This window comes from Paenibacillus sp. FSL R7-0026 (assembly GCF_038004485.1).
Classification (GTDB): Bacteria; Bacillota; Bacilli; order Paenibacillales; family Paenibacillaceae; genus Paenibacillus; species Paenibacillus xylanexedens_A.
This window is the reverse complement of the sequence record NZ_JBBORG010000001.1, coordinates 1,614,334-1,637,749: the sequence shown is the minus strand read 5'-3', so window position 1 is coordinate 1,637,749 and position 23,416 is coordinate 1,614,334. Positions and strand designations below refer to the sequence as shown.

General features: G+C 45.7%; 24 protein-coding genes and 1 pseudogene. 7 read left to right on the top strand and 18 right to left on the bottom strand.

From position 1 onward, the window contains the following. Positions 1-7: 7 nt before the first annotated feature. Positions 8-406, top strand: a complete 399-nt coding sequence (locus MKY44_RS07450; protein ID WP_341006610.1) for a hypothetical protein — start codon at positions 8-10, stop codon at positions 404-406. A 199-nt stretch (positions 407-605) separates the two neighbouring features. On the opposite strand, the gene MKY44_RS07445 is transcribed toward MKY44_RS07450, so the two are convergent. Beyond that, positions 606-866, bottom strand: a complete 261-nt coding sequence (locus MKY44_RS07445) for a hypothetical protein (RefSeq protein ID WP_341006609.1) — start codon at positions 864-866, stop codon at positions 606-608. 582 nt (positions 867-1,448) lie between these two features. Between MKY44_RS07445 and MKY44_RS07440 the strand changes: the two genes are divergently transcribed. Next, entirely contained in the window at positions 1,449-2,021 is a 573-nt protein-coding gene (locus tag MKY44_RS07440; protein ID WP_341006608.1) for a hypothetical protein, read from the top strand. A 124-nt stretch (positions 2,022-2,145) separates the two neighbouring features. Here the strand turns inward: MKY44_RS07440 and MKY44_RS07435 are convergent, their stop codons facing one another. Next, positions 2,146-2,532 (bottom strand): DUF423 domain-containing protein, encoded by a 387-nt coding sequence (locus MKY44_RS07435; protein ID WP_091032639.1) that lies wholly within the window; start codon positions 2,530-2,532, stop codon positions 2,146-2,148. Between the two features lie 288 nt (positions 2,533-2,820). Here MKY44_RS07435 and MKY44_RS07430 point away from each other — a divergent pair, with 288 nt between their 5' ends. Both MKY44_RS07430 and MKY44_RS07425 read left to right on the top strand, forming a co-directional pair. Further along, positions 2,821-3,291, top strand: coding sequence for a hypothetical protein (locus tag MKY44_RS07430; RefSeq protein WP_051447149.1), 471 nt, complete (start codon positions 2,821-2,823; stop codon positions 3,289-3,291). A 105-nt stretch (positions 3,292-3,396) separates the two neighbouring features. Beyond that, a complete protein-coding gene (locus MKY44_RS07425) occupies positions 3,397-4,245 on the top strand; it encodes a DegV family protein (protein WP_036609970.1) in 849 nt (282 codons plus the stop codon). A 195-nt stretch (positions 4,246-4,440) separates the two neighbouring features. Here the strand turns inward: MKY44_RS07425 and pdaA are convergent, their stop codons facing one another. After that, positions 4,441-5,220, bottom strand: coding sequence for a delta-lactam-biosynthetic de-N-acetylase (gene pdaA, locus MKY44_RS07420; protein ID WP_340903307.1), 780 nt, complete (start codon positions 5,218-5,220; stop codon positions 4,441-4,443). 97 nt (positions 5,221-5,317) lie between these two features. Beyond that, entirely contained in the window at positions 5,318-5,728 is a 411-nt protein-coding gene (locus tag MKY44_RS07415) for a hypothetical protein (RefSeq protein ID WP_341006607.1), read from the bottom strand. A gap of 207 nt (positions 5,729-5,935) precedes the next feature. Between MKY44_RS07415 and cysC the strand changes: the two genes are divergently transcribed. Beyond that, positions 5,936-6,574 carry an adenylyl-sulfate kinase gene (cysC, locus tag MKY44_RS07410; RefSeq protein ID WP_341006606.1) on the top strand — a complete coding sequence of 213 codons (639 nt, stop codon included), beginning with the start codon at positions 5,936-5,938 and terminating at the stop codon, positions 6,572-6,574. A 79-nt stretch (positions 6,575-6,653) separates the two neighbouring features. On the opposite strand, the gene MKY44_RS07405 is transcribed toward cysC, so the two are convergent. The 10 genes from MKY44_RS07405 to MKY44_RS07360 all read right to left on the bottom strand — a co-directional run bounded on the left by MKY44_RS07405 (position 6,654) and on the right by MKY44_RS07360 (position 16,872). After that, entirely contained in the window at positions 6,654-8,471 is a 1,818-nt protein-coding gene (locus tag MKY44_RS07405) for an ABC transporter ATP-binding protein (protein ID WP_341009804.1), read from the bottom strand. Then, positions 8,471-9,604, bottom strand: a complete 1,134-nt coding sequence (locus tag MKY44_RS07400) for a nucleotidyltransferase domain-containing protein (RefSeq protein ID WP_341009803.1) — start codon at positions 9,602-9,604, stop codon at positions 8,471-8,473. Before MKY44_RS07400 ends, MKY44_RS07405 begins: the two co-directional genes overlap by 1 nt. A gap of 52 nt (positions 9,605-9,656) precedes the next feature. After that, a complete protein-coding gene (locus tag MKY44_RS07395; RefSeq protein WP_341009802.1) occupies positions 9,657-10,139 on the bottom strand; it encodes a lasso peptide biosynthesis B2 protein in 483 nt (160 codons plus the stop codon). A 4-nt stretch (positions 10,140-10,143) separates the two neighbouring features. Then, on the bottom strand, positions 10,144-10,443 hold the full coding sequence (locus MKY44_RS07390) for a lasso peptide biosynthesis PqqD family chaperone (protein WP_076327027.1): 300 nt from the start codon (positions 10,441-10,443) through the stop codon (positions 10,144-10,146). Beyond that, on the bottom strand, positions 10,440-11,387 hold the full coding sequence (locus tag MKY44_RS07385; RefSeq protein WP_341006605.1) for an aldolase: 948 nt from the start codon (positions 11,385-11,387) through the stop codon (positions 10,440-10,442). The genes MKY44_RS07390 and MKY44_RS07385 overlap by 4 nt, the downstream gene beginning before the upstream one ends. 139 nt (positions 11,388-11,526) lie before the next feature. Beyond that, entirely contained in the window at positions 11,527-11,664 is a 138-nt protein-coding gene (locus MKY44_RS07380) for a paeninodin family lasso peptide (RefSeq protein WP_174806426.1), read from the bottom strand. Between the two features lie 53 nt (positions 11,665-11,717). Further along, positions 11,718-11,852, bottom strand: a complete 135-nt coding sequence (locus tag MKY44_RS07375; RefSeq protein ID WP_105598020.1) for a paeninodin family lasso peptide — start codon at positions 11,850-11,852, stop codon at positions 11,718-11,720. 65 nt (positions 11,853-11,917) lie between these two features. Next, positions 11,918-13,849, bottom strand: coding sequence for an asparagine synthase-related protein (locus MKY44_RS07370; protein ID WP_074094338.1), 1,932 nt, complete (start codon positions 13,847-13,849; stop codon positions 11,918-11,920). Beyond that, positions 13,846-15,114 (bottom strand): sulfotransferase family protein, encoded by a 1,269-nt coding sequence (locus MKY44_RS07365; RefSeq protein ID WP_341006604.1) that lies wholly within the window; start codon positions 15,112-15,114, stop codon positions 13,846-13,848. The genes MKY44_RS07370 and MKY44_RS07365 overlap by 4 nt, the downstream gene beginning before the upstream one ends. A gap of 423 nt (positions 15,115-15,537) precedes the next feature. After that, positions 15,538-16,872, bottom strand: coding sequence for an MFS transporter (locus tag MKY44_RS07360; protein ID WP_341006603.1), 1,335 nt, complete (start codon positions 16,870-16,872; stop codon positions 15,538-15,540). 254 nt (positions 16,873-17,126) lie between these two features. On the opposite strand from MKY44_RS07360, the gene yhbH reads away from it, so the two are divergent. Together yhbH and MKY44_RS07350 are read left to right on the top strand one after the other, a co-directional pair. Continuing rightward, positions 17,127-18,296, top strand: coding sequence for a sporulation protein YhbH (gene yhbH, locus MKY44_RS07355; RefSeq protein ID WP_036609998.1), 1,170 nt, complete (start codon positions 17,127-17,129; stop codon positions 18,294-18,296). Continuing rightward, complete coding sequence (locus tag MKY44_RS07350; RefSeq protein WP_341006602.1) at positions 18,293-19,729, top strand: SpoVR family protein; 1,437 nt, start codon at positions 18,293-18,295, stop codon at positions 19,727-19,729. The genes yhbH and MKY44_RS07350 overlap by 4 nt, the downstream gene beginning before the upstream one ends. Positions 19,730-19,958: 229 nt before the next feature. Here the strand turns inward: MKY44_RS07350 and MKY44_RS07345 are convergent, their stop codons facing one another. The 4 genes and pseudogenes from MKY44_RS07345 to MKY44_RS07330 form a co-directional block, all read right to left on the bottom strand. After that, positions 19,959-20,144, bottom strand: coding sequence for a hypothetical protein (locus MKY44_RS07345; protein WP_341006601.1), 186 nt, complete (start codon positions 20,142-20,144; stop codon positions 19,959-19,961). 3 nt (positions 20,145-20,147) lie between these two features. Continuing rightward, positions 20,148-20,381: a hypothetical protein gene (locus MKY44_RS07340; protein ID WP_341006600.1), complete on the bottom strand. Its 234-nt coding sequence runs from the start codon at positions 20,379-20,381 to the stop codon at positions 20,148-20,150. Positions 20,382-20,575: 194 nt separating this feature from the next. Continuing rightward, a pseudogene (locus MKY44_RS07335) lies at positions 20,576-21,670 on the bottom strand (putative bifunctional diguanylate cyclase/phosphodiesterase); the annotation flags it as partial. After that, positions 21,645-23,153, bottom strand: a complete 1,509-nt coding sequence (locus tag MKY44_RS07330) for a diguanylate cyclase domain-containing protein (protein ID WP_445670678.1) — start codon at positions 23,151-23,153, stop codon at positions 21,645-21,647. The gene MKY44_RS07330 and the pseudogene MKY44_RS07335, both read right to left, overlap by 26 nt. Between the last annotated feature and the right edge of the window lie 263 nt (positions 23,154-23,416).

Sequence of the window (23,416 nt, the reverse complement as noted above, 5' to 3'; positions counted from 1 at the left end):
AGAGACAATGAACTTTGGTATGGTCTTGTGTATTAGTATAACTGGATTATTGGGTGTCCTTTCAGGTTTAGCCGCACTTGAAGAAAAAGTATTGGTACATGCTTCATTTCTTTACAATTTCACGGGCTGGTTGTTTATGATGGCAGTTCATTATTACAGAGTTGCCTACAATAACGATCTATTCGATGGCTTACTTCTTAGCATCTTAAAATGGACTACATTATTTATTATAATACATATAATATTTGCTTCTTTCTTCATAAGAATAGATAAGAAAAGAAGAGAACAAGAAGAAGAGAAGAAGCGTAAAGGAAGTATTGAAAAAGTAGGTAAAAATTACGTTTATACTTTTGGAGATGGAAGCAAAATTACCGTAACACAAGAAGACTTTCAGAAAAAAGATTAATAACGAATACTTGGGGGAACGTCAATGATTGACGCCCCTTTTTATTCTTTACGTTTTAACCAAAGCTGGAAGAGTAGACCCCACTCCATCAATCAACATCTGATTTATATGTTCAGTACATATACACAACTGCAATGCAGTTTATACCCAGGTAGAACGAAATAAAGTGTCACCCAAGGTGAATCAAATTTGGCCTACCTTAAAACATATGCTCATCATTCTTTAGTTTCCTTATCTCCGTTAACTCTCTTCTAATTCCCAGTACACGTCTATGAAGTACACTTCGATCTACTGATTCAGCTACCGACTTTTTGAACTGGACATCCAATTCACTTAATGGCTCCTGAGCTAGTTTCTTTTTATGTATTGGTTTCACTTGAACTGTTGTAGTTTCAGGCTTGATAGGCTTTAATCTTTTCTGCTTCATAATTTGTTCAAATACACTGTCCTCTTGATGCATGATCTTCATTCCTTAATGTGTGATGAGCATATTGTAACACAATAACGAGAAGACGGTTGTTAAACGTCAGAGTACAAACAATTAGAGTGGGCATGAGCCTATTGGAGAACAACATATTAAAGGGAATTTTAGCAAAAGCACAGCCTTTACGGAGTTCGTCATAAATACAGTCACAGTTGATTTCTTTTTGCGTTCTCAACTCCCTTTAAACACTTTTGAAAACTAATGAATGTTGTCTCATACGGGTTCATTATTTACATGTACCAGCACTTTGCGACTCTAGTCCAAAATGTGCTCCGCACATGCCAATACGTGCTCTCCAACAATAATGGACTGCATCGGTCTATAAAATTCCCGATCCACCTCCTCTTCCACAAGACAATCCAGAATGTTGTTTCCTCATTCTGGATTGTCTTGTGGACACCTTCTAAAAGACGTGAATAATAAGGTTTATTTGTGATATTCACCCATTTGTTTCGGCATATTTCTGCGTCTCTAGCACTATGATAATTTCCTTTTTAATGATATAGTGAATTGAAGCGTTTTTTTGAGCTGACATACTTTTTAACGGGGCTGGGATGAATGAAAGAAACCTTATCCAATCAAGAGGACATCGGCTTTTTATTTAATGTCGATATACTTATTAAGAGCCGCTCAAATGCATTGGCACTGCAGTCCCTGTTGGAGTTCATAAACAATGAAGAACAAATTGCGGACTTTCGGATTCAATCCGGCATAGAGCTAGGCAAAATTATTGAAGCGACACTCCAGTCCAAGAAGGACTCTTTCGTCACACTTCACAACGAACGCAAAAAAGCCAACGCAGCACAGAAGGCGACCACTGCAGCTCAGACACCTGCCTCACCTGCTCCAGTCAAAACACAGAATCAACAAGAAAAACCGGTTAGCGAGAAAAAGCCTGCCACCCAAACATCCAATGTATCCGATGGAAACTCGTTTGACGCGTGGATTGACACGCTCATTAAAGAGAATAAACTCACCCGTATTGTTGTCAATAACAAGAACGGTAAACATCAGAGCATTCCTTGCCGTATTCTGAATTTTGATCGAGATACCAGTATTGTGAGCATCTACCATGTCGATGAAAAACAGGTGTATACGTTCCGAACCAATGAAATCGATGAGTTTCTGTAACTAACTTCATCGGATTAAAACAAAAAGCAACTTGCGTTAGAATGACGGGACATTCTAACGCAAGTTGCTTTTTTAGTTCAATGGTTCATACAGGATTGGACCCTCCGAGATTTGTTTGGACCGATCAGGAGCGATCCTTACCTCGCTGCCATACATCTAATGCCAATAACAACCATCCGGCAATGAAGGCTACCCCACCAATCGGTGTGATGGCACCCAGAATCTTGATGCCAGAAATACTAAGCACATACAAGCTGCCCGAGAACACGATAATTCCGATAAACAACAGACGCGCTGCCCACTTCAGTTTCGTAGATGCTCCAAGTTGACCAGCAGTCAAGCCAATAATGAGCAGGCCCAATGCATGAATCATGTGATATTGAACACCCGTCTCATATGTTGCTATGGCCGCCGGCCCAATCGTATCCTTGAGCATGTGAGCACCAAACGCACCTATCGCCACCGACAGCATGGTCATTACAGCTCCAAGCATCATCCATCTTCGTTGCATATAAGTTCTCTCCCTTAATTTAACTACAATTTCACTCCTATTATTGTAGCGAATCCACTCCTCCTTTACCAGTCGTGACGGAGCTTCAAAGATCATATGTCTGTTTATACTTAACAATCCTATCCCTACCCTAAATATCGTAGAAAACTGGCGTAAATCCTTGATTTTTATCGATAATTATGGAAAAGTAAACAGGTATGTAATCGTTGTATTTTAAAAGGAGAATCATTACTCATCGATTAGGTTAATAACACTCAGTACGATGATTAAGGGAGGCAAGTCAACATTATGGATAATCGCGATTCCTATAATTCAGGTTATAACAACACGGATCAGAATCCTGGCCATGCAGATCCATACAATAACAATGGGTATGAAGCCTACCCGCCAGATCATGAGAGGCAACCAATGGCACCACTGAAACATTCCGGACCTGGGATCGCCAGCTTTGTCATTGGGTTGGTTGCAATCTTGGGTTACATTCTGATATTCTTTATTGCCACCATGGCTGTAAACGAGTCCATCGGAGTTCTAACCCCGTTGCAGACAGAAGAGATCGCCTTGCATCCAGCAGTGGTTCTGGCTTCATTAGCCATTCTGGTATGCCTGATTCTCAATCTGGCCGGAGGCATCGTCGGAATTATTGGTCTTGTCCTCAAGAATCGAAAAAAAGTTTTTGCCATTATCGGAACTATATTAAATGGGATCATGATTCTGTTATTCGTTGGACTTATTTTGGTAGGCATGACGCTGATGTAACGCTTTGCATCAACGTCATGTATCCTTATAATTAAAATGAATGGGTTTACACATAAGTATAATCTATATTTTTTGCCAAAATCATTGTTTTTAAAGGAGATTGACATGTCACGAATCAAAATTTTTGCGGACAGCACAAGTGATCTGGCTCCAGAATGGATCCAGCAGCACGATATCGGTATCATCCCCTTATATGTCGTGTTTGGTGAAGAATCACTGAAAGACGGTGCTGAGATTAAGCCTGAACAGCTATATGAACGTGTTAGCCAAGATGGGCGTCTTCCCAAAACCGCTGCACCTTCCCCCGCTGATTTCATAACGGCATTTCAACCTTACATAGATCAAGGGGATGAGATTTTATATATCAGCTTATCTTCTGAACTTTCCTCTACCTATCAAAATGCACGACTAGCGAGTTCCGAGTTCCCGGAAGGTCGAATATCGGTCATTGACTCACAGAATCTCTCATCAGGAATTGCACTGATGGTGATGAAAGCTGTACATGCTGCTGATAAAGGGCAAAACCTGACTCAGATTACACATCTGATTGAGGCAATGAAATCAAATGTACGCACGGAGTTTGTCATCGATACACTGGAGTATCTGCATAAAGGCGGACGCTGTTCGGGCATGCAAAACCTGATTGGAAGCCTGTTGAAGATTCGTCCTGTCATCCGGGTAACAGATGGCAAGATGGCACCTGCCTATAAAGTACGCGGCAAACGGGAAAAAGCTCTGGAACAAATGCTGAATAATACGCTCAGCCAGAAAGATCAGATCGATCCAGACCTTCTGATTGTTGTTCACACCATGGCTGAAGAGGATGCGCTTGACTTGCAGAAGTCTCTGCAGGAACAAACGGGTGCCCGTGTGGAACTGACCACTGCTGGTTGTGTAGTATGCAGTCACTGCGGCCCGAAAACGATTGGAATCATCTATAATACTGTTTTATAGTATTACATGTTACATCGTATCGTATTACCCAATCCTTTCTTCTAAATCTATATGTGGTACATCCAATACTTGGACTGGCATACCGTTATAAACTAAAAAGGGCATTCCGAGCTTAATCGCTCAGGATGCCCTTTAATATTTTTGCTAAACTTTTGAATGACCTACACTTGGTCCATTGCTCATTACGATAATGGATCAATAACTTTTGGTCCGCAGATCATCCAGACTTTTGAATGCATATCCTTGCTTGCGGGCCTCATCAATAATGGAACCCAGAGCTTCCGTGTTATCTTTGGATACCGAATGAAGCAAAATGACAGCGCCCGGATGGAGTTGTTTCAACACCTGTTGATGAGCATATTGTGCACCACGCTGCACATTGGTATCCCAATCTTTATAAGCAACAGACCAGAACACGTTCACATACCCTTGGGCATGACTCTCTGCGAGCGTACGATTGTTAAAAATCCCGCGCGGTGGCCGTAAAAAGGTCGCTTGTTGACCGGTCAGCCGATTGACCTCCGCCTTGACCTTCTCAAGTTCCTCTCTAAGCTTTTCATTGGAGATGCGAGTCATGTCCGGATGACTCCATGAATGATTACCGACAATATGACCTTCAGCCGCCATACGTTTGACCAACTCAGGCTGATCTTTCAGATAATGACCTGTCACAAAGAAAGCAGCTGGCACCTTCTTGGTACGCAAAACATCCAGTATGGCAGGTGTGAATCCATTCTCATACCCGTTATCAAACGTGAGATACAACTCCTTCTGTTTTGTATCCCCCAGGAAAATGGCATCGTTATGTTGTAAGATTGATTTAAAGCCTTCCTGATCAATGGAGGGCAGTTGACCGTTTTGACTTTTTTTGAAGCCAAAGTGATACGCTCCGGTAACCGGTGATGCTTCAGTCTGTGCCGGTACCATACTGATGGATAACAGTCCCAACAGTATATATAGAACCATTCGCTTCATTCTATCCGCTCCTGTTCCTGAAAAATTCGGTTAGTCGTTTGCACACACGAACACCTTCAGGTAATATGCCACAGGAACGGCTAATGTATGTAAATCATTAACGATCGAAACGTTTATTTTCAGGTTGTGACGGAGATTGATGGAATAATTCAAGTAAGGTCTGAGGTTTGCCACTGGAAGCAAGCCATTCCCTCACGGTCTGTATGGCACGGGTCTGTCCATCTCCCCGATCACGCCATGTAAGCAACTCGATAACTTTGATAATCAAGGCCGACATATTGTGATTATCCAGTTCAGACTGCTCTGCCCTCAGCTTGTGATACAAAGCCTCCTGCTCCCAATCCAGTAGAATCTCATCACCGATGGTTGGCTTCAAAAGTGTATACGCTCTGTCACAACCTTTACAACGAACCGTGCTGACCTGTTCATCTATAAATTCCGCTCGGATATCCTGTTGGCAATCCGGGCATTTGAACCCAACTTGTATGTTTTGTATGTTTTTGTTCATGACATTGTTCCTCCTGCTATGTGAGCATTTTGCATCATTCAATTCAAAATACTCCTTGGATATATGCATAATGCTTATGTATGTACTACATCTATACCCGATATTTTGTCGATTCACGCTTATTTTGAAGAAATCTATAAGGTGCTATAATCTTGTAAATATGTTAAAATATTATACATATCATGGTAGGGAAAAGGCGGGATACTCATGTCGAAGGAAGAGCGCAATATAACCTGGCAATCATCCAGCATCAACAGACAAGACCGGGAGAAGCATAATGGGCATCGTAGTCGTGCCATATGGTTTACCGGGTTATCAGGTGCAGGAAAGTCAACCCTTGCATTTGCCCTGGAGCAGTATCTTTATGATCAAGGCGTACGCTGTTATGTTCTGGACGGGGATAATGTACGTCATGGACTGAACCGTGATCTCGGTTTTACAGCAGGGGATCGTCAAGAAAATCTGCGTCGAATTGGTGAAGTATCGAAGTTAATGGTAGATGCCGGGTTGTTTGTACTTTCGGCTTTTATCTCTCCTCATGAACAGGATCGGGAGATGGTCAGACAGTTATTTGAACCAGATGATTTCATTGAAATCTATGTGCGCTGTTCAATCCAAGAATGTGAGCGTCGTGATCCCAAGGGCCTATACAAAAAAGCCCGCAATGGTGATATCCCGCATTTCACAGGCATTTCCGCCCCCTATGATGTACCCAAATCTCCTTCATTTATCATCGATACAGAGCAATGGTCCATTGAGGAAGCCGTGCAAGAGATCGTACAGCATTTGGAGCAGATCGGTGCTCTTCAACTGCCGCTCCCTACGAAAACAGCCATCGTTCATTAATTCTTGATCATTATACTAACTACTTACATGAAAGGCGCGCCCCTCGTGGCGCGCCTCTTTACGTTAAGTCATAACCTACTTATTGTCCCACAACACCCGCTTGCATGTTCAAAAGTTTGCTGAACGTCCCTACCGGATCAGTTGATAACTGCTGGTACCCGCCTTCTTGAATCACCCGACCTTCATCAAGCACAATTACACGATCTGCCGTCCGAATCGTGGACAATCGGTGTGCAATCACGATAATGGTCACATGTCCTTTTAACCGTTCCAGCGCCTCATGAATGTACTGTTCATTCTCACTGTCGAGCGCACTCGTTGCTTCATCCAGTACCAATACAGAAGGATTCCGCAGCATGGCCCGGGCGAGCACCAACCGCTGACGTTCACCCCCGGATAGCCGAATCCCCCGATCACCAATGATCGTATCCAGACCCTGAGGCAACTTCCGTACAAATGCCGCAGAGGAGGAAAATTGCAAAGCCTGCCACATCTGTTCTTCACTTGCATTTGGATCAACCAGACGCAGATTCTCACGAATACTCGTATGAAACAGGAATGGGTCCTGGGAGACATATCCGATGGAACTTCGCCAGCTCAATAATCGTTCTTCTGATAGAGGCACACCGTCAATCAAAATACGACCAGTTTCAGGCCTTACGAGGCCCATAATCAGATCTATCAGCGTGCTCTTGCCTGCTCCGGATTTCCCCACAATCGCGGTCATGCCCCTTGCTGGAATCGAAGCTTGCACATTTCTCAATGAGTACGTATCACTTCCCTCATAGCGATAGCAGACATCCTCACAGGTGATAGATGCCTTCAGTTCCATAGGTTGAATCCCATCAGTTCCAACGTCTCCTGCCGAAGCAATCTCTTCACTAATCTCACGACTCTTCGCCGTCTGCGCTTGCAGTTCTCTGACTACCCGAAATGCAGGCAGCATGGAGCTAATGTACTCCAGATTGGACTGAATCGCCGTAAATCTTGGCCATAACCGGGAAAAGATAAGGATGATGAGCAGCAGACTTGCTGGAGGTACCGTCATTACACGGAGAGAAAGATAGATGAATGCCGCAATAATGATTGCCGCGGACATCCGGTGAATCAGCTGTGTTCCACTGTTCAATTGGCTAAACTGAATGACATTGCGTTCTATCTGTCTGCACATGCGCTCAAACCAGTTCATGTGTGAGCGCTCAAGCATGTTGCTCTTAATATCCTTAATGCCGTTGAAATGCTCGGTAATGCCGTTATAATAACTTTGCGAGAATTCAGAGGTCTGGTCTCCGATCTGCTTGGCCCGCTTGACGAATTTTCTCAAGACAAAAAATAATAACAATCCACAGACCAGCACAAGTGCCGTCAACTTGGCGGATAACCAGAAAGCAAGACCGATCTGAATGCCCGTAAAGATCAGCGAGGCTGCCATTTGCAGCATAATGCTCGTTCCCTGGCTCACACGTGCAAGTTCAGTCGTTAATATATGGTTAAAATCGGATTTTCGTTTTTGGAGAAAAAATGACCACTGCGCCATAATGATGGCACCATAGGTTTCCATGCGCAGCGTTCGTACAAATTGCTGCTGGATTCGAGTATTACGGATCGTCTGGAGACGCTGCATCCAGGCCTGTCCGGAGACAATCAACACAAAGGTGAACAATACGAGTAACAATTGGCTATTTTCAGAAAAACGATTCAACACGTCGCCAAGCCAGGGAATGTTTAAGCCTGTGGAGCCCATCTCAAATATGCCAATCAGACTCAGCATCGGAACAAGCATGTAAATGCCAATCCCTTCCATGAGACTGATACAGATCATCCCTATCAGATTCCAATATAAAATGGGCCCCGTGACATGATGCAACTTTCGCATGAAATACCTTAATTCCGAGATCATACTTTACCCCTTTCCGTCACCGTATACCTTTTAATTCGCCGCCAGAACCAGAGAAACGGACGTAACGGAAAGTATAGAAAAAACAAAGAACGTGGAAGCGGCAATTGATCCACATCCCATGTACTTGGATATAAACGTTCAATAAAGAAGAACCATTTCTGTTTTGTACTTCGAAGTTTAAACAAATACGATTGATAAGACTTCATATCAGCCGGACTTTCCAGCATGTCGTTCATGAACTTTGCGCCTTCGTTGGCTAATCGCTTGCCTGTACGGTCACTCAAGGACATCAAGGACCTGTACTCTACATCCAGCGGCGTATTCAGCAGCTCCGAAGCCAGATAAAGAGCCTGCGAACCGATCGATAAACGACCCTCCGCTTTCAGACGTCTCTCTACTTTCTTCACATCGAGTGGCATGCTGCGGATCATCTGGTCGATATCAAGTAACCAGCGCAGTCTGAACCAGCCGTGTCGTGCACCATGGGTTACGAGATAAGCCCATAGATCTTCTTGTTCAAGCATACGGACAGGTGTCTGTGTGTATGAACTGAACCGGCTACGTTTCCACAGCAATTCAAAATCGGTTTCTTTGCCCGAATCCGGGTTCAGACGCCAATGAATCTCCACTTGAGTCCTTTTGACCGGATGGGTGTAACAGATATGATGTTCCCGCCATTTCCAGCTGCGCACCGTAGGTGCCCGCTCCCCTTCCTTGGATACGTATCCGAGGGTAGCCAGAATGCCTTCAGCTGCTTCCACATCATCAAACGGAATCAGGATATCCAGGTCTTTGGAGGTTCGCATCGATACATCGCCATAGAGATCATGTGCGAGCGCCGGTCCCTTTAGTGTAATATTGCGGATACCGCGTTCACGAAAAGCTCCACACACCTGCTCCATTTCAGCTGTTAGATGTAACATGCGGAACGTATTGACCGTATACTGTTGTCTCAGACTCTCCATAACATCTGCAGGAATGATTGAAGAGTTCAATTCTTTCATTTTCACATAAAGGACAGAATATAAGCGGTGATGATAGACCAGCCGCAGAAAGAGCTGCCAATCGGTTCCCTGCAAACGCACCTTGAGTTCTTCAGGGGATAGAGCCGTCAGATCACCTCTAATCATGCTCAAAATCAGCTTAAGCTCCTTCGGAAACCCTGATGAATAGAGTTCACTTTCATGTATCATAGACAATCTCCCCAGATCCCTTCTCCGGACACCGTTTGCCAAACACACCGACAACCGTATATTGGTCCATAGTATCAGCTCCGGTCACGATCAATTTACCACTTCGCAGCCAGGCATGAGCCATCATATGTCCTTGCTTATTCCGTGCAGTCCCCATGTATAACGTACTCTCTATCTTGCGTCGCTCAAGCATCTTCATCCCGGCAATCGCCATTACAAGGCAGCGGCTTTCCCATAACGTATATTTGCTGGCGAGCGAAATCGCTTTGGAAATATTCCGTATAGTGATGACCTCGCTGCGTTCGAGTCCTGTCATCGGTGTTTCTACCATAGGCGTACCCAGCCCTGGCGCGATTTTAGCGAATGGCATAGCCTTCTGTATGCGTGCCCAGCCAAGGAGGATATAGGCCTCCCATACCAGTCGACGCATCGACCGCGGGAGCGAGAGATAAGACTTTATTTTTCGCAACATCATTCTACACTCCGCGATTAACGTCGATTAAACCTTCACGGGACAGATGTTCCAGGAATTGCACCACCTGCTCACGACATACATCTGGCTCAATCTCATACTCCGCAGCAAGTACCTCAACAACTTCACCCAGCGTGCGTTCTTCTGCGATCAGGTCCCAGATTCGTCCACCGGTACTCCCAAGATTATAGTATTTTCCAGAGCTAATGCTCATCATGACTTTTTCACTACCCATATCACTGACCAGATTGCCTTCCTTCCGGGTTACCCGGTCTTCCACATTCATAGGTGTAGTCGCTGTCATTGTCCTGTATGCACTCCTTTGCGTATATGATCTGTGATCCGATCCACCATCTCAAATGCTGTAAACTCAGCACCCGTTCTAACCAATCTGCCAATCTCCACACTTGCTGAAAGTCTTGAAGCCGTCTCGAACAACCACTGTGCCAGTCCCTGTCTTGCAACGAGTCCACCACGGAACGTATGCGAGCATAATAGATGCAATCGTTCCAAGCCTGCCACTTCAACCAGTTGAACAGATGTATGGTTTTCCTCCGGTTGTGGAGCAAGTTCGAATATTCCACCTAGAGGTACGGCCATCTCATGAAAATAGTGCTGGACAGGAATCGCATACTTCGTAATCTCCGCGTGAACTGTTGCATAATCCTGTTCCTTCATGCCGAAGCCATCCAGACTGGGCTGCCACAATTTCTGTTGTGGGTAACCAGGTGATACGATGGCTCTTCCCCCGGCATCCCAGGTCAGTGCAACAACATCATCGGTGAGAAGTGGATATCCGCGTGATGCCAGTGCGGCCGACAGTGTCGATTTGCCTGCCCCCGAATGTCCTACAAATGCGTAAGCCCAGCCATCAATAACAACTGCACTACCATGTAATGGAAGGATGCCACGCTGCATCATAATGACCGCCATACAGGTGCCCAGGATGAATAATCTGACCTTTTTCTCATCTGCACCCGGTATGGGAGATACAACAATGCGCTTTCCTTGTTCCATTAGAAACAGACCTGTATCTTCGATTTTGAAAAAAAGACTGCCCTCTCGCGCCACAAAGTTGTCGTTGCCTACATCCCAATCCTCCCACAATGGGGTCAGATCTGACGACTCGATGTGCACATCCACGACATCAAAATCAGACTCCGCATCCTTGGGTGCGATCTGTAGTTCAGGCATTCGAATTTGGCTCGACCAGCGCAGACCATACGCCACATAATGCACAGGCAACAATGAACGACGCCTCCTTCGTAATAAAATGTAAAAAAAAGCCCTTATATTCATGTTGCTCAATATAAGGGCGGAGGCGAAAAGCTGGATTTGTTGCATTTCCGCCCTTTAAGTATGATGACACTTCATAAAACTAAACAACTTAGGAAGTTGGATCGTACAGATCCGCATCGTGAACCGTGATCCAGTCAATTTGTCTGTAGCCAGTACCGGCCATCGTTTGATTGACTTCCAACACTTCAAGAGCTGGTGCTTGCCATTCCTTTTTTTCCATTTGCATCGTATTCACCTCCTTTACGCACTTCTAAGTATGATGGCATATGGTAAAGCGTTCTAACTAGTTCCGTAGAGATCCGCATCGTGAACCGTAACCCAGTCGATATGTTTGTAACCTGTGCCCGCCATTGTTTGGTTGACTTCCAATATTTCTAGTGCTGGTTCTTGCCATTCCTTTTTTTCCCTTTGCATCGTATTCACCTCCTATCATGAGTCAAATGTAAGAAAAATCCGGGCTCACAGTTCACCGGGCTATATCAGAATTTCCGAATGAACCGATAGACAATCAGACTATGCATCATCAATCGCAGATCTGGATGTGAAGCAAGCTCTGGTCTCGGACTCGGAAAGTTGGCCAAGGCAGATTTGATACGCTCCGTGTTTAATATGCCAGCGACCTTGCTGTCAGAACACAAAGCACGTAACTCGGCAGTAAAAGCATCCCAATTGGGAATGATGCGATGTAACCAATCCGCCGGTTGTACACCCCGTACCCGTTGATTCAGTCTGACCTTGTCAGGCAACTCCGGTGAAGTAGCCCGGCGAATCAATGAACGATCCGTCCCGTGTTTCACATATTGTTCAATCGGAACGGACAGACAGAACCGGATGACTCTGGCATCACTTGTCGGATCACGTTCCCAAGCGCGGTAACGGAGAGAACATTTCGTAGCTACGGCACCATTTTTGTTCGCAATAGCCAGGTTATTAAATTTCTCGGCACGGACTTTGAGAGCATCCGCCTGGGCACCGCCCTGCAGGACAATAATGGATTTGAGTCGTTCCAACACACCTGTTCTTTGCGCAAAATCAGGATGGATCAACTGTACAGATGCCGCCTGACTGGCTCCTTTGGACTGAGCCTTGAACCAATCCGGATATGCCTTTTTCCCGGTGATCTTGGCTATACGGGAGAAGGGCATACCGGTTCGTTCACTATACTGCTGCATCTCACGGAACCAGCGGTACCAGCGGCCACTTTTCAGTAGACTGGCGTAATAATCCAGAGCCGGCCCCCAGGAAATGGTGAAATTACCACGTGCGCCTGTGAGCAGGATGCCTGCATCTTGCTGGCTCGCTTTTTCATAGAATCCGCGAATCCAGAATGAATTTTCAAAGTATTTATAGGGCATCTCCATAATGTCGAGCCAGGTATCTACTTCACTGAGAGGACTTCTGCCTTCAAAATCAAGGTAGTTCTCTGTGATATTGCCGACATGATTAATGGTTGAACGTATGAAGGGCCGTTCGTCTGCGAGCAACGTTTTCGACGTATAATCTGTGAAATCGGGTACGGGAACATAACTATAGGCCTGCAGCCGTTTGCCCTGACTTCTCAGTGTTCCGGAAGCAAAACCAACCACGGCTCCCGAGTCCAGTCCGCCACTTAAAGCAGCAGCTACCTGTCTGTGCGTTCGTAATCGTGATCCAACCGCCTGCCCAAAGACCTCCCGAAAAGCTTCTACATACTCGCCATCGGATTTAAGCCTTAGAGGTTCCACTTCATTCCAACGATGATATTGCTTCAGCTCCAGTCTTCCATCCCGGAAGACAAGTGTATGTGCAGAAGGCAGCTGGCTTATTCCCCGATATACGGTTGAATTGATATCTGCTGAATCATGCATGTCAGGAATGGCGAGGAATTCGGACAGCCAGGTCTCATCAAGTTCTTTATGTACCCCTTCAAGCCCGAGCAACGGATTCATAAGTGTGCAGAAAGCAAAACGTGAACCATCATGTCGGTAATAAAAAGCTCTCATGCCTGTAATATCTCTCGCTGCATACAGTTTGCGATTCCGCTCATCCCATATTGCGAATACAAAATCTCCCAGCAATCGGACAGCCACATCGTCTCCCCAACGCTGATAGGCACGCAGGATCAATTCACTATCCGCCAACATAGCCAGTTCAGCTCTGGATATTTGTAATTGATCTGCCAGTTGTTCCCGGTTATCCAGAATGGCATCTGCCGTGATGGTCAGACCACTTTCCTCATCATATAAAGGCAACTTCTCGCTAACCGATTCCGGTGTAATCCATTGGGCATGACAGCTGAGGAACGCCTCATTGCCTTTCCACACTCCTGTTGTATCCGCAGGGACATGCCCCAGGCTTGCGTACAGACGCCAGCTGTCTTCCCATAGCGCCTGCTGACCATCGTTGTGTACAATTCCTGCTATGGCGCTCATGACTTGCCTCCCCGTAGAATCTTGCGCTGTGAAGCCCAGGCGCTGATCTGATGACCAAATGGTACCCATGATTTGATACGCTGTATTTTGCTTTGAGCAGAAGCCAGCTGGACTTTCAAGCGTTCTCGCTCACTGTAACCCCGTTCCAGACGATGATCTGCTGCACGTAATGCGGCTTGCAGCTGTCTGATCGTTACCAGTGCAGCTAGCGTCGGGTCTGTCTTTTCCGGTTCTTCGACAATTTGGTCATTAAGATTCCCAAGCGGATCATGAACGACAGAATCTGCCGATTGCATTTGGTATTGCGATTGCCACTGGCAACCGGTCGCTGTCGTCAACTGATGCGTAATTCGATCGATGACCTCTTGATCCGGACTTGCATCATAATGTACACCCGTCCATTGTTCGGCTTCTGCCAGCTGTTCACTGTATCCCATCCGGTGGAACAGATCTGCCCCCATTACACGGCAATACAGTTCAACTTCATGTGGTTCTAATATGTTTTTCCAGTTGTTAACAGAATCCTGATGTGCCTCTTGATGCGAAGAGAGGAAAGGATCACCCACGCCCATACTGTAGAACATGCCAGACTTGGCACTGTCCAGAAACTGTCCATACTGCTCCATTCCCTGTTCATATCGAATTCCCAGAAACGCGCATAGTTTCTCAAGTTCTTCTTGAGGATTGGAAACCAATCGTTCATATTGCAATTCATACGCATTGGAGTGGGGTTTGGCAAAATAATCATTCAAGCGGAGCATCCCAAGTGTGAGATCAACGGATTTCATATTTAATTTGGGGCTCTGCAAACTATGAATCAGGTCGAATCCTTCTCCTGTGTGGCGGTTTACCTTTTTGAATGATGCAGCTACGGCCAGAGGATTACGCTGGAGATGAATACGCTTGGACTGAGGGAACAGACGATCCAGCCATTCCAGTATGTAATAGTATCGTGGAGATTTATCAACGATGAAGTCTGCTCCGCTCCCTTCCAGGAATCCATTGTAGATTTCAAGAGCAAAACTTCTGCACGCCTTTTCGAAGACATCCTCGGATACCATGGCATTGTAGAACTGACGAATGATGGAGCTGCCACCATAAGCACGTGAATCAGCCTTGTTCAAATCGACAAGATTCATCAGAAACCACATTTCCTGGGTGGCAAATATACGACTATGATTTTGCAGCATTACGGTGGATAAGGAACTACCACTGCGGGGAACACATAGTAAGAAAACAAGTCCGTTACCTTGAGTATCGATCAATGGCAGCCTCTCCTCTGTTCATTAGTATAAATATGTAGCTGGGATAGACCAGACTCTACCTTTGTGTTTGGCAAAACGAGTAATATGCACGCTATAGGTCAGTATTTTGCAAAGTTCCGTCGAAAGTTCACCCGGGAATGAAGCAAAACACATGGTTACATTCGACAATTCTCAGATACAATATGTATTTATAGTTTTACTCTATGATACAAAATGTATCATGTCAATCTTTTATTTTCACCTTTTCATAAATTCATACTCTTTCACTGTATTCTGCTGTCTGTCATTTAAGCACTTAATCATGATCAATTATGTTCTGATTGCACAAAAGCGAATAAGCTCCAGACATGTTCTGTGAGGAACAATGCCTGAAGCCATACGTAATCCGTTGAGAAAATTAATATAAAAACTGGTGAACAAGCATCAGGTAAACCTTACATTCGAACTTTTCCCAGGAGCTCCAACGCTCCTATTTCGCTCTTCTTCCTGATCTGCCTGTGTAGCATCCTGCATCCCCTTCTGTACCTTCACGGTTAACAATACGGCAATGCCCGCGACGAAAAAGAAGATGAGGGATAGAATACCCCAACGTGTGGAACCTGTTATTTGCCCAACATAACCAAACACAAATGGACCAAAGATCGAAGAGAATTTGCCTGTAATATTCACAAAACCAAAATACTCTCCTGTTCTGCCTGCCGGCATCAGATTGCTAAACAGGGAACGCGCTGTGGATTGACTCACACCCTGTACGACACCAACCAACCCGGCGAGCACATAAAAGTGGATCGCTTGTGTCATGAAATAACCGAGAATCACAATACATATGTAGACCGATAAGCTAACGATTAATACCTGCTTTGCTCCCCAACGCTGTGCCCATGCTCCCAGTAACAATGTACACGGGAACCCGATGAACTGGGTTAACAGTAGCGCGAGCATCAGGTCGGCTGTGCCTATACCTATACTTGTCCCATAAATTGTAGCCATTAGAATGATGGTATTAATGCCGTCATTAAAAAACCAGAAAGCCACCAACATGCGGATTAACTGGGGAAAACGCCGCATCTGACGAAAGGTTTGCCGCAGTCTGCGTACGCCCACTGCAGCATACCCTGTCCACGTTCCGGGCAGATCCGGTGATGCAGGCCGTCTCGGAGCATGGCGAAAGATCGGTATCGAGAACAGCAACCACCACAACGAGACGGAGATAAAAGCAAGTCTTGTTCCTGCCAGTGTACTGCTCATCCCGAACCAGCCCGGTTGCTGAATCATCAGCAGGTTCACTGCAAGCAACAAGCCTCCTCCAATATAACCATAGGCATAACCTTTGGAGGATATCATGTCCCTTCGTTCCACAGGTACCAGATCCGGCAGCATTGCATCGTAGAAGGTGTTACCACCCGCAAAACCGATTGTAGATATGACCAGCAACGCGGAAGCAAGGAACCAGTCCCCTTCACCGATTGCGCTGAATCCCAATGTGGCAAGGACACCTATAATTGCAAATACACGCAGGAAGTCGCCTTTCCGTCCAGACAAATCAGCCAGCGTGCCTAGCAACGGTGTTAGCAGAGCTACGCACAACATGCCAATGGAGTGTGTATAAGCCAGGTAGGAGGCGGCGGTATCCGTATCCAGTGTTGCGGCAGCCACCGAAGCATAGAATACAGGCAGTACTGCCGCCAGTACAGTTGTTGCATAAGCCGAGTTGGCCCAATCATACATAATCCAAGCCTTGATCGCCTTTTTATTCACATAAATCCTTCCTTTTCATGCATCTATTAAATGATTGATGTCTTTCTCCTATTGTAAAGGAAGGATATCACACTTGTTCACTGTTTCTGTAAAAAATGGTGCACTTCTGTTCTTACGACTCACCTTACCTCTGAGGTGAACTTGCGTAATTGTATCATTTTATATCCACTCTCATCACATATCGTCCTCGCCCGTGAATATACTTAATTACCGACAGGCCAAACTGTGCCGCGTAATCAATGGGGGGTGCCTACATGTCAAATTCACACCAGCCTTACTCGTTCGTCGTGTCGAAGGAAGATTGGTCGCTTCACCGCAAAGGGTACCAGGACCAACAGCGCCATCAGCAAAAGGTGAAAGATGTCATCAAGCAGAATCTGCCTGATCTGATTACGGAAGAAAACATCATCATGTCTGATGGAAAACAAATCATCAAGGTACCAATCCGCAGTCTGGATGAGTACCGTTTTGTGTATAACTACCAGAAGCAAAAACATGTCGGTCAAGGAGACGGTGACAGTCAGGTCGGAGACGTCATCGGTCGTGATCCCTCTGCTTCGCAGAAACCCGGCAAAGGCGAAAAAGCTGGCGATCAGCCTGGTCATGATATTGTGGAAGCCGAAGTTAGTATTGAGGAATTGGAAGATATGCTCTTCGCTGAGCTGGAGTTACCCGATCTGAAGCAGAAAGACAAAGACCTGATTGAGACACATACGGTAGTTTTCAACGATATTCGCAAAAAAGGCATGCAGTCCAATATTGACAAGAAACGTACCATTCTGGAGAATCTGCGTCGCAATGCAACGACCGGTACGCCAGGCATCCATCACATCAGTCCAGATGACCTGCGCTACAAGACATGGGAAGACAAAATCATTCCACAATCCAATGCCGTTATCATTGCCATGATGGATACATCCGGGTCCATGGGTTCGTTTGAGAAATACTGCGCGCGCAGCTTCTTCTTCTGGATGACCCGTTTTCTACGCCGTCAGTATGAGAAAGTTGAGATTGTTTTCCTCGCCCATCATACGGAAGCCAAGGAAGTAACCGAAGAAGAGTTCTTTACCCGTGGCGAGAGCGGAGGCACCATCTGCTCCTCTGTATATATGAAGGCACTGGATATTATTGACAGTCGGTATCCACCTTCAAGCTACAACATCTACCCTTTCCACTTCTCTGACGGGGATAATCTGACCTCGGATAACGAACGGTGTGTGAAGCTGATCGGCGAGTTAATGAAGCGTAGCAATATGTTTGGATACGGAGAAGTGAATCAGTACAACCGCAGCAGCACACTGATGTCGGCTTACCGTCATATCAAGATGGATCAGTTCATGTATTATGTGATCAAAGAAAAAGGCGAAGTGTACAAAGCTTTGCGCAGCTTTTTCCAAAAACGGGAAGGAGGCAGCGTTAGATGACAGATGAGATCCGCGACCTAGAATACGCTATTGCCGAGATTATGGAGATTGCCAATGGTTTTGGTCTGGACTATTACCCCATGCGGTACGAAATCTGCCCATCGGATATTATTTATACATTTGGAGCCTACGGCATGCCGACCAGATTCAGCCACTGGAGCTTTGGCAAAACATTTCATAAGATGAAAATGCAATACGATTTTGGACTCAGCAAAATTTATGAGCTTGTGATCAACTCCAACCCTTGTTATGCCTTCCTGCTGGATGGCAATTCCCTGATTCAGAACAAATTGATCGTAGCCCACGTATTGGCACACTGCGATTTTTTCAAAAACAATGCCCGCTTCTCCAAATCCAACCGTAATATGGTCGAAAGCATGGCTGCTACGGCGGATCGGATCAGCAATTATGAGATGGAGTACGGAACGGAAGCGGTCGAAGCATTTATCGATGCCGTGATCGCAATTCAGGAACATGTGGACCCACAGCTGATTAAACCCCGCCATTTGGACAAACAACGCTACATGGAGATGAAAATGCGGGAGCAGCGCGGTGAGAAAAAACCACGGCCGGAAGGTCGCTATGATGATCTATGGTCACTTGATGACGTGCAGACGGAAGAAGCACCCGCTGAAGGTATTCAGGTCCATCATTTTCCGCCTGAACCGGAGAAGGATGTCATGTGGTTTATTCAGGAATTCTCCGAAGTGTTGACCGACTGGCAGCGGGATATCATGAGTATGATGCGTGAAGAGATGTTATATTTCTGGCCACAGATGGAAACCAAAATCATGAACGAAGGCTGGGCATCCTACTGGCATCAACGCATTATCCGTGAGCTCGATCTGAACAGTGAGGATACGATCGAATTTGCCAAACTCAACTCCTCCGTGGTGCAGCCATCCAAACAAAGTCTGAATCCGTATTATTTGGGACTGAAGATTTTCGAGGATATTGAACGGCGCTGGGATAACCCAACCCGGGAAGAACAGGAACGTTGGGGCCGTAAACCAGGCCAAGGTCGTGCCAAAATGTTCGAGGTGCGTGAATTTGATTCCGATACCTCCTTTATCCGCAATTACATGACCAAGCAATTAACCGAGGATCTGGACCTCTACGTATTTGAGAAAAAAGGCCCGGACTGGAAAATCACCGACAAGTCCTGGGAGAACATACGGGATCAGCTCGTATTTTCACGTGTCAACGGGGGCTCCCCTTACTTGGTCGTGCAAGATGCTGATTATCTGCGGACAGGGGAACTCGTGCTCAAACATCAATATGAAGGCATTGAGCTGGACCTGAAATATATGGAACGCACCCTGCCTTATCTGTATCGCCTCTGGGGACGTACCGTACATGTGGAGACACGTGTCGAGGATAAACCGATCTGGTTTACGTATGATGGCAAGAAACACCATCGCAAGTTTTTGTGAGGTTCCAACAGCCCTTTTCCTTTTAAAAAAGAGAACCTTCGTATCACGTATGAAGGATGGCGACATACCATAAAAAAAACAAAAAAAGCGGCAAGCTCCCGACATACACGGGGACTTGCCGCTTGGCATTTCATAATTAATATTTAAAATTACGTTTCATTGCACCATGCTTAAAGGAAGTGATTACATATCGCTCACCGTTATCCAACAGCTTGTAAGATACAACATATCAATCCACGAAACAGTAGTACGTGTTGCGGTACTCACGAGACGGCAGCATTGTTCCCATAGTAACAATCTTCTCTTCAACACGGCGAATGAGATTCATTTTGTATTCCATCGTTTCTTGATCTGTAAAATGTTCGCTTTTGATCTGGCGAAATCGGTTCATTGCCGTGGCGGTCCATTGAACCATCAATTACAGCTCACCACGCTTCACCAGTTCAATCAAATCATCTGTTGAATACAGCTTGCCTTGTTTAATGTCTTTCTCGGAAGCTTCAATCATTTGCCGTATCTCCGGATCGGAGTCTAGCTCATCCACCGGGTTATAAACTTCATATTCCAGACCGGCAATACGAATGAATTCCTTATGATCCTTCTGATAGGATTCAATGACAGTGCCATCAGGAGCCTTAAGACTAAAGTTCATCCTTCGCAACCTCCTTCAATGATATCAATCATATAAAATACAGCAGGTCCTGACGCCTTCTTTTCTAATCATTCCCCTAAAAAAACTGCTCTAAAAACTAAAACGGCAAGTTCCCTACACGTGATTGGGGACTTGCCGTTTAAGATATAGTTCAGCTAAACTGTAAAATCCTTTAATTGAAATGTTCACTCTGATTATACTGTTGGTGTACCATTATCCTGCAATCGCAGCGGCACAAAAAAATCATGCTCCACTTCACTTGCCGGCAGTGGGCGACTGAAATAATATCCCTGAATCTCGCGGCAATCATTCTGCATCAGAATATCCAGTTGGCCTTTCGTCTCAATGCCTTCGGCAATGACTTCCATCTTGAGATTCTGTGCCATCGATATAATGGTCGCCACAATGGCTTGATCGCTGTGACTCTCTGTAATGTCCGTCACAAACGATCGATCAATCTTGAGCTTGTGAATCGGGAAATGCTTCAGATAACTGAGTGAGCTGTAACCTGTACCGAAATCATCCAGGCTGATCTTGACACCCAGGGCTGTCAGTTCATTAAGAATCGCCGTGGATACGGCTGCATCCATCATCATGCTCTCTGTTATTTCCAGCTCCAGATATCGAGCTTCCAGCCCTGTCTCCAAGAGTGCATTCTTGACCTGTTCTACCAAGTTGGATTGGTGGAACTGCTGGCTGGACAAGTTAACCGATACCGGAATGAGTGGTCCGCCACTGGCATGCCAGAGTTTCATCTGCCTGCATGCTTCCCGCAGCGTCCAATTGCCAATCTCATAGATCATGCCTGTCTCTTCTGCAAGCGGGATAAACACATTGGGTGCGAGCAGACCTTTGAGTGGATGGTTCCAACGTATAAGAGCCTCCACACCAATCATGCGGCTATCCTCGGTACGAATCTGTGGTTGATAGTACAGGACCATCTCATCGCGTTCCAAAGCTTTACGAAGATAACCCTCCAGCTCAATGCGTTCATATAGTTCCGAATCCAGTTGGGCAGTATAGAATTGGAAACCATTTTTGCCATTTTTCTTCACTTCATACATGGCAGAGTCCGCATGTTTCAGCAAAGCATCCACGCCCACTCCATGATCCGGGTACATCGCAATTCCAATGCTGGCGGTTACGTAAAAGTCATTCTCCTTCAGTCGATAAGGTAACTGAATGGCTTCAACAATCTGTTTTGCAAGTTCTGCCACTCTTACTTCTGTCGCTTGATCCTGGGTCACAACGAGTGTGAACTCGTCACCGCCCATCCGAGCCAAATTGGAAACCATTTTTGCCATTTTTCTTCACTTCATACATGGCAGAGTCCGCATGTTTCAGCAAAGCATCCACGCCCACTCCATGATCCGGGTACATCGCAATTCCAATGCTGGCGGTTACGTAAAAGTCATTCTCCTTCAGTCGATAAGGTAACTGAATGGCTTCAACAATCTGTTTTGCAAGTTCTGCCACTCTTACTTCTGTCGCTTGATCCTGGGTCACAACGAGTGTGAACTCGTCACCGCCCATCCGAGCCAGCATGACATTCTCCATAGCCAAGGGATCAGAAGCTTCTATGGCTTTCATGATCCGGTTGCTGACTTCTCTTAGAAATACATCTCCAATGGAATGTCCCAGCGAGTCATTAATCATCTTGAAACGATCTATATCCATCACCATAACGGCAAAAGAATTCCCTTTTTCTGCTGAATCGTTAATCGTACATGCCAGCACATCATCCAACTTGCGCCGATTGGGCAGTCCCGTCAACGGATCATGCAAAGCTTGGTGACGAATCTTCTCCTGAGCCTGTTTCTCCTCCGTAACGTCTTTGATCAAAATGTGACTTCCCACATGTCTGCCATCAATGACAACAGGAACTACAACAATACTAAGGTCCAGAAGTTCACCCAGTACGTCTCTCATTTTGGCCATGTAGTGCGCCTGCTCCAGCCCATGATCATCCCAATCGATGGAATCAAATTCACTTATCCACTCTATATCGATTTGCTGAGCGATCTCATCAATGGAACGATCCATGACCTCTTTTTCAGGATATCCGGTGATTGTTGTTACAGCAGCATTAATCCCTTTGACAATACCTTCCTTGTTCACTGAAATAATGGCATCCGAATGGTTATGATAAAGGGCCTGATACCATTGCTCATTCTCATGAATCCGTCGATCTTTCTGTGACATTCGCTGATTGATAAATATGCCAAACAACGTCAAGCCCAAAGCAATAAATGTGCCCGATGCGATCAAATAGGCGAGAATGCCTGGCTCAATCTGCATACCTGAACTTACCATCGAGCCATGTGAATGATGGAAATGTGCGGCTGACATCCCGGTATAATGCATGCCAGAGATTCCAATACCCATAATGAGACCGCTGCCCATCTTGTAAACCCAGGTATGTCTTGATTGATGATAACGGAAAAAAAACATGAGCCACAATGCCGCAAATGAAGCAAGCGCTGCAATCAGAATGGATAACACCACTCTGCCTGGTTCATACGTAACCGGAATTGACATCGCTGCCATTCCCACATAATGCATCGAGCTGATCCCTGCTGTCATCAGTACTCCAGCAATCATGAGCTTACTTATCCTGCCCGATTGTCTACCCGCAATGTTCAAGGCCACCCCCGATGCGACAATAGCAAGTAGAACAGATAAAACAACCTTACCGGTGGAATAGGAGACTTGCGTAGGCAGAACAAAAGCCAGCATACCTACGAAATGCATGGACCAGATTCCCAGCCCCATCGATACTGCACCGCAGGTAAGCCATACATTCCGCGCCATCCCGCTAGCCTGACTTACACGGCCTGCAAGGTCAAGGGCAGCGTATGAAGCTAACGATGCAATAATATAGGATAAAATAACAAGTTCTAAGTTGTACGTGCCATGTAGGTGCTCCACTCACTCTGTCCTTTCAACCGGGAAATGCCTTGTATGTATGCAAAAATGTAAAAAAGAAGCGAGTGCGCTGTCTGGATGACAGGCACTCCCTCCGCATCATTTGACTC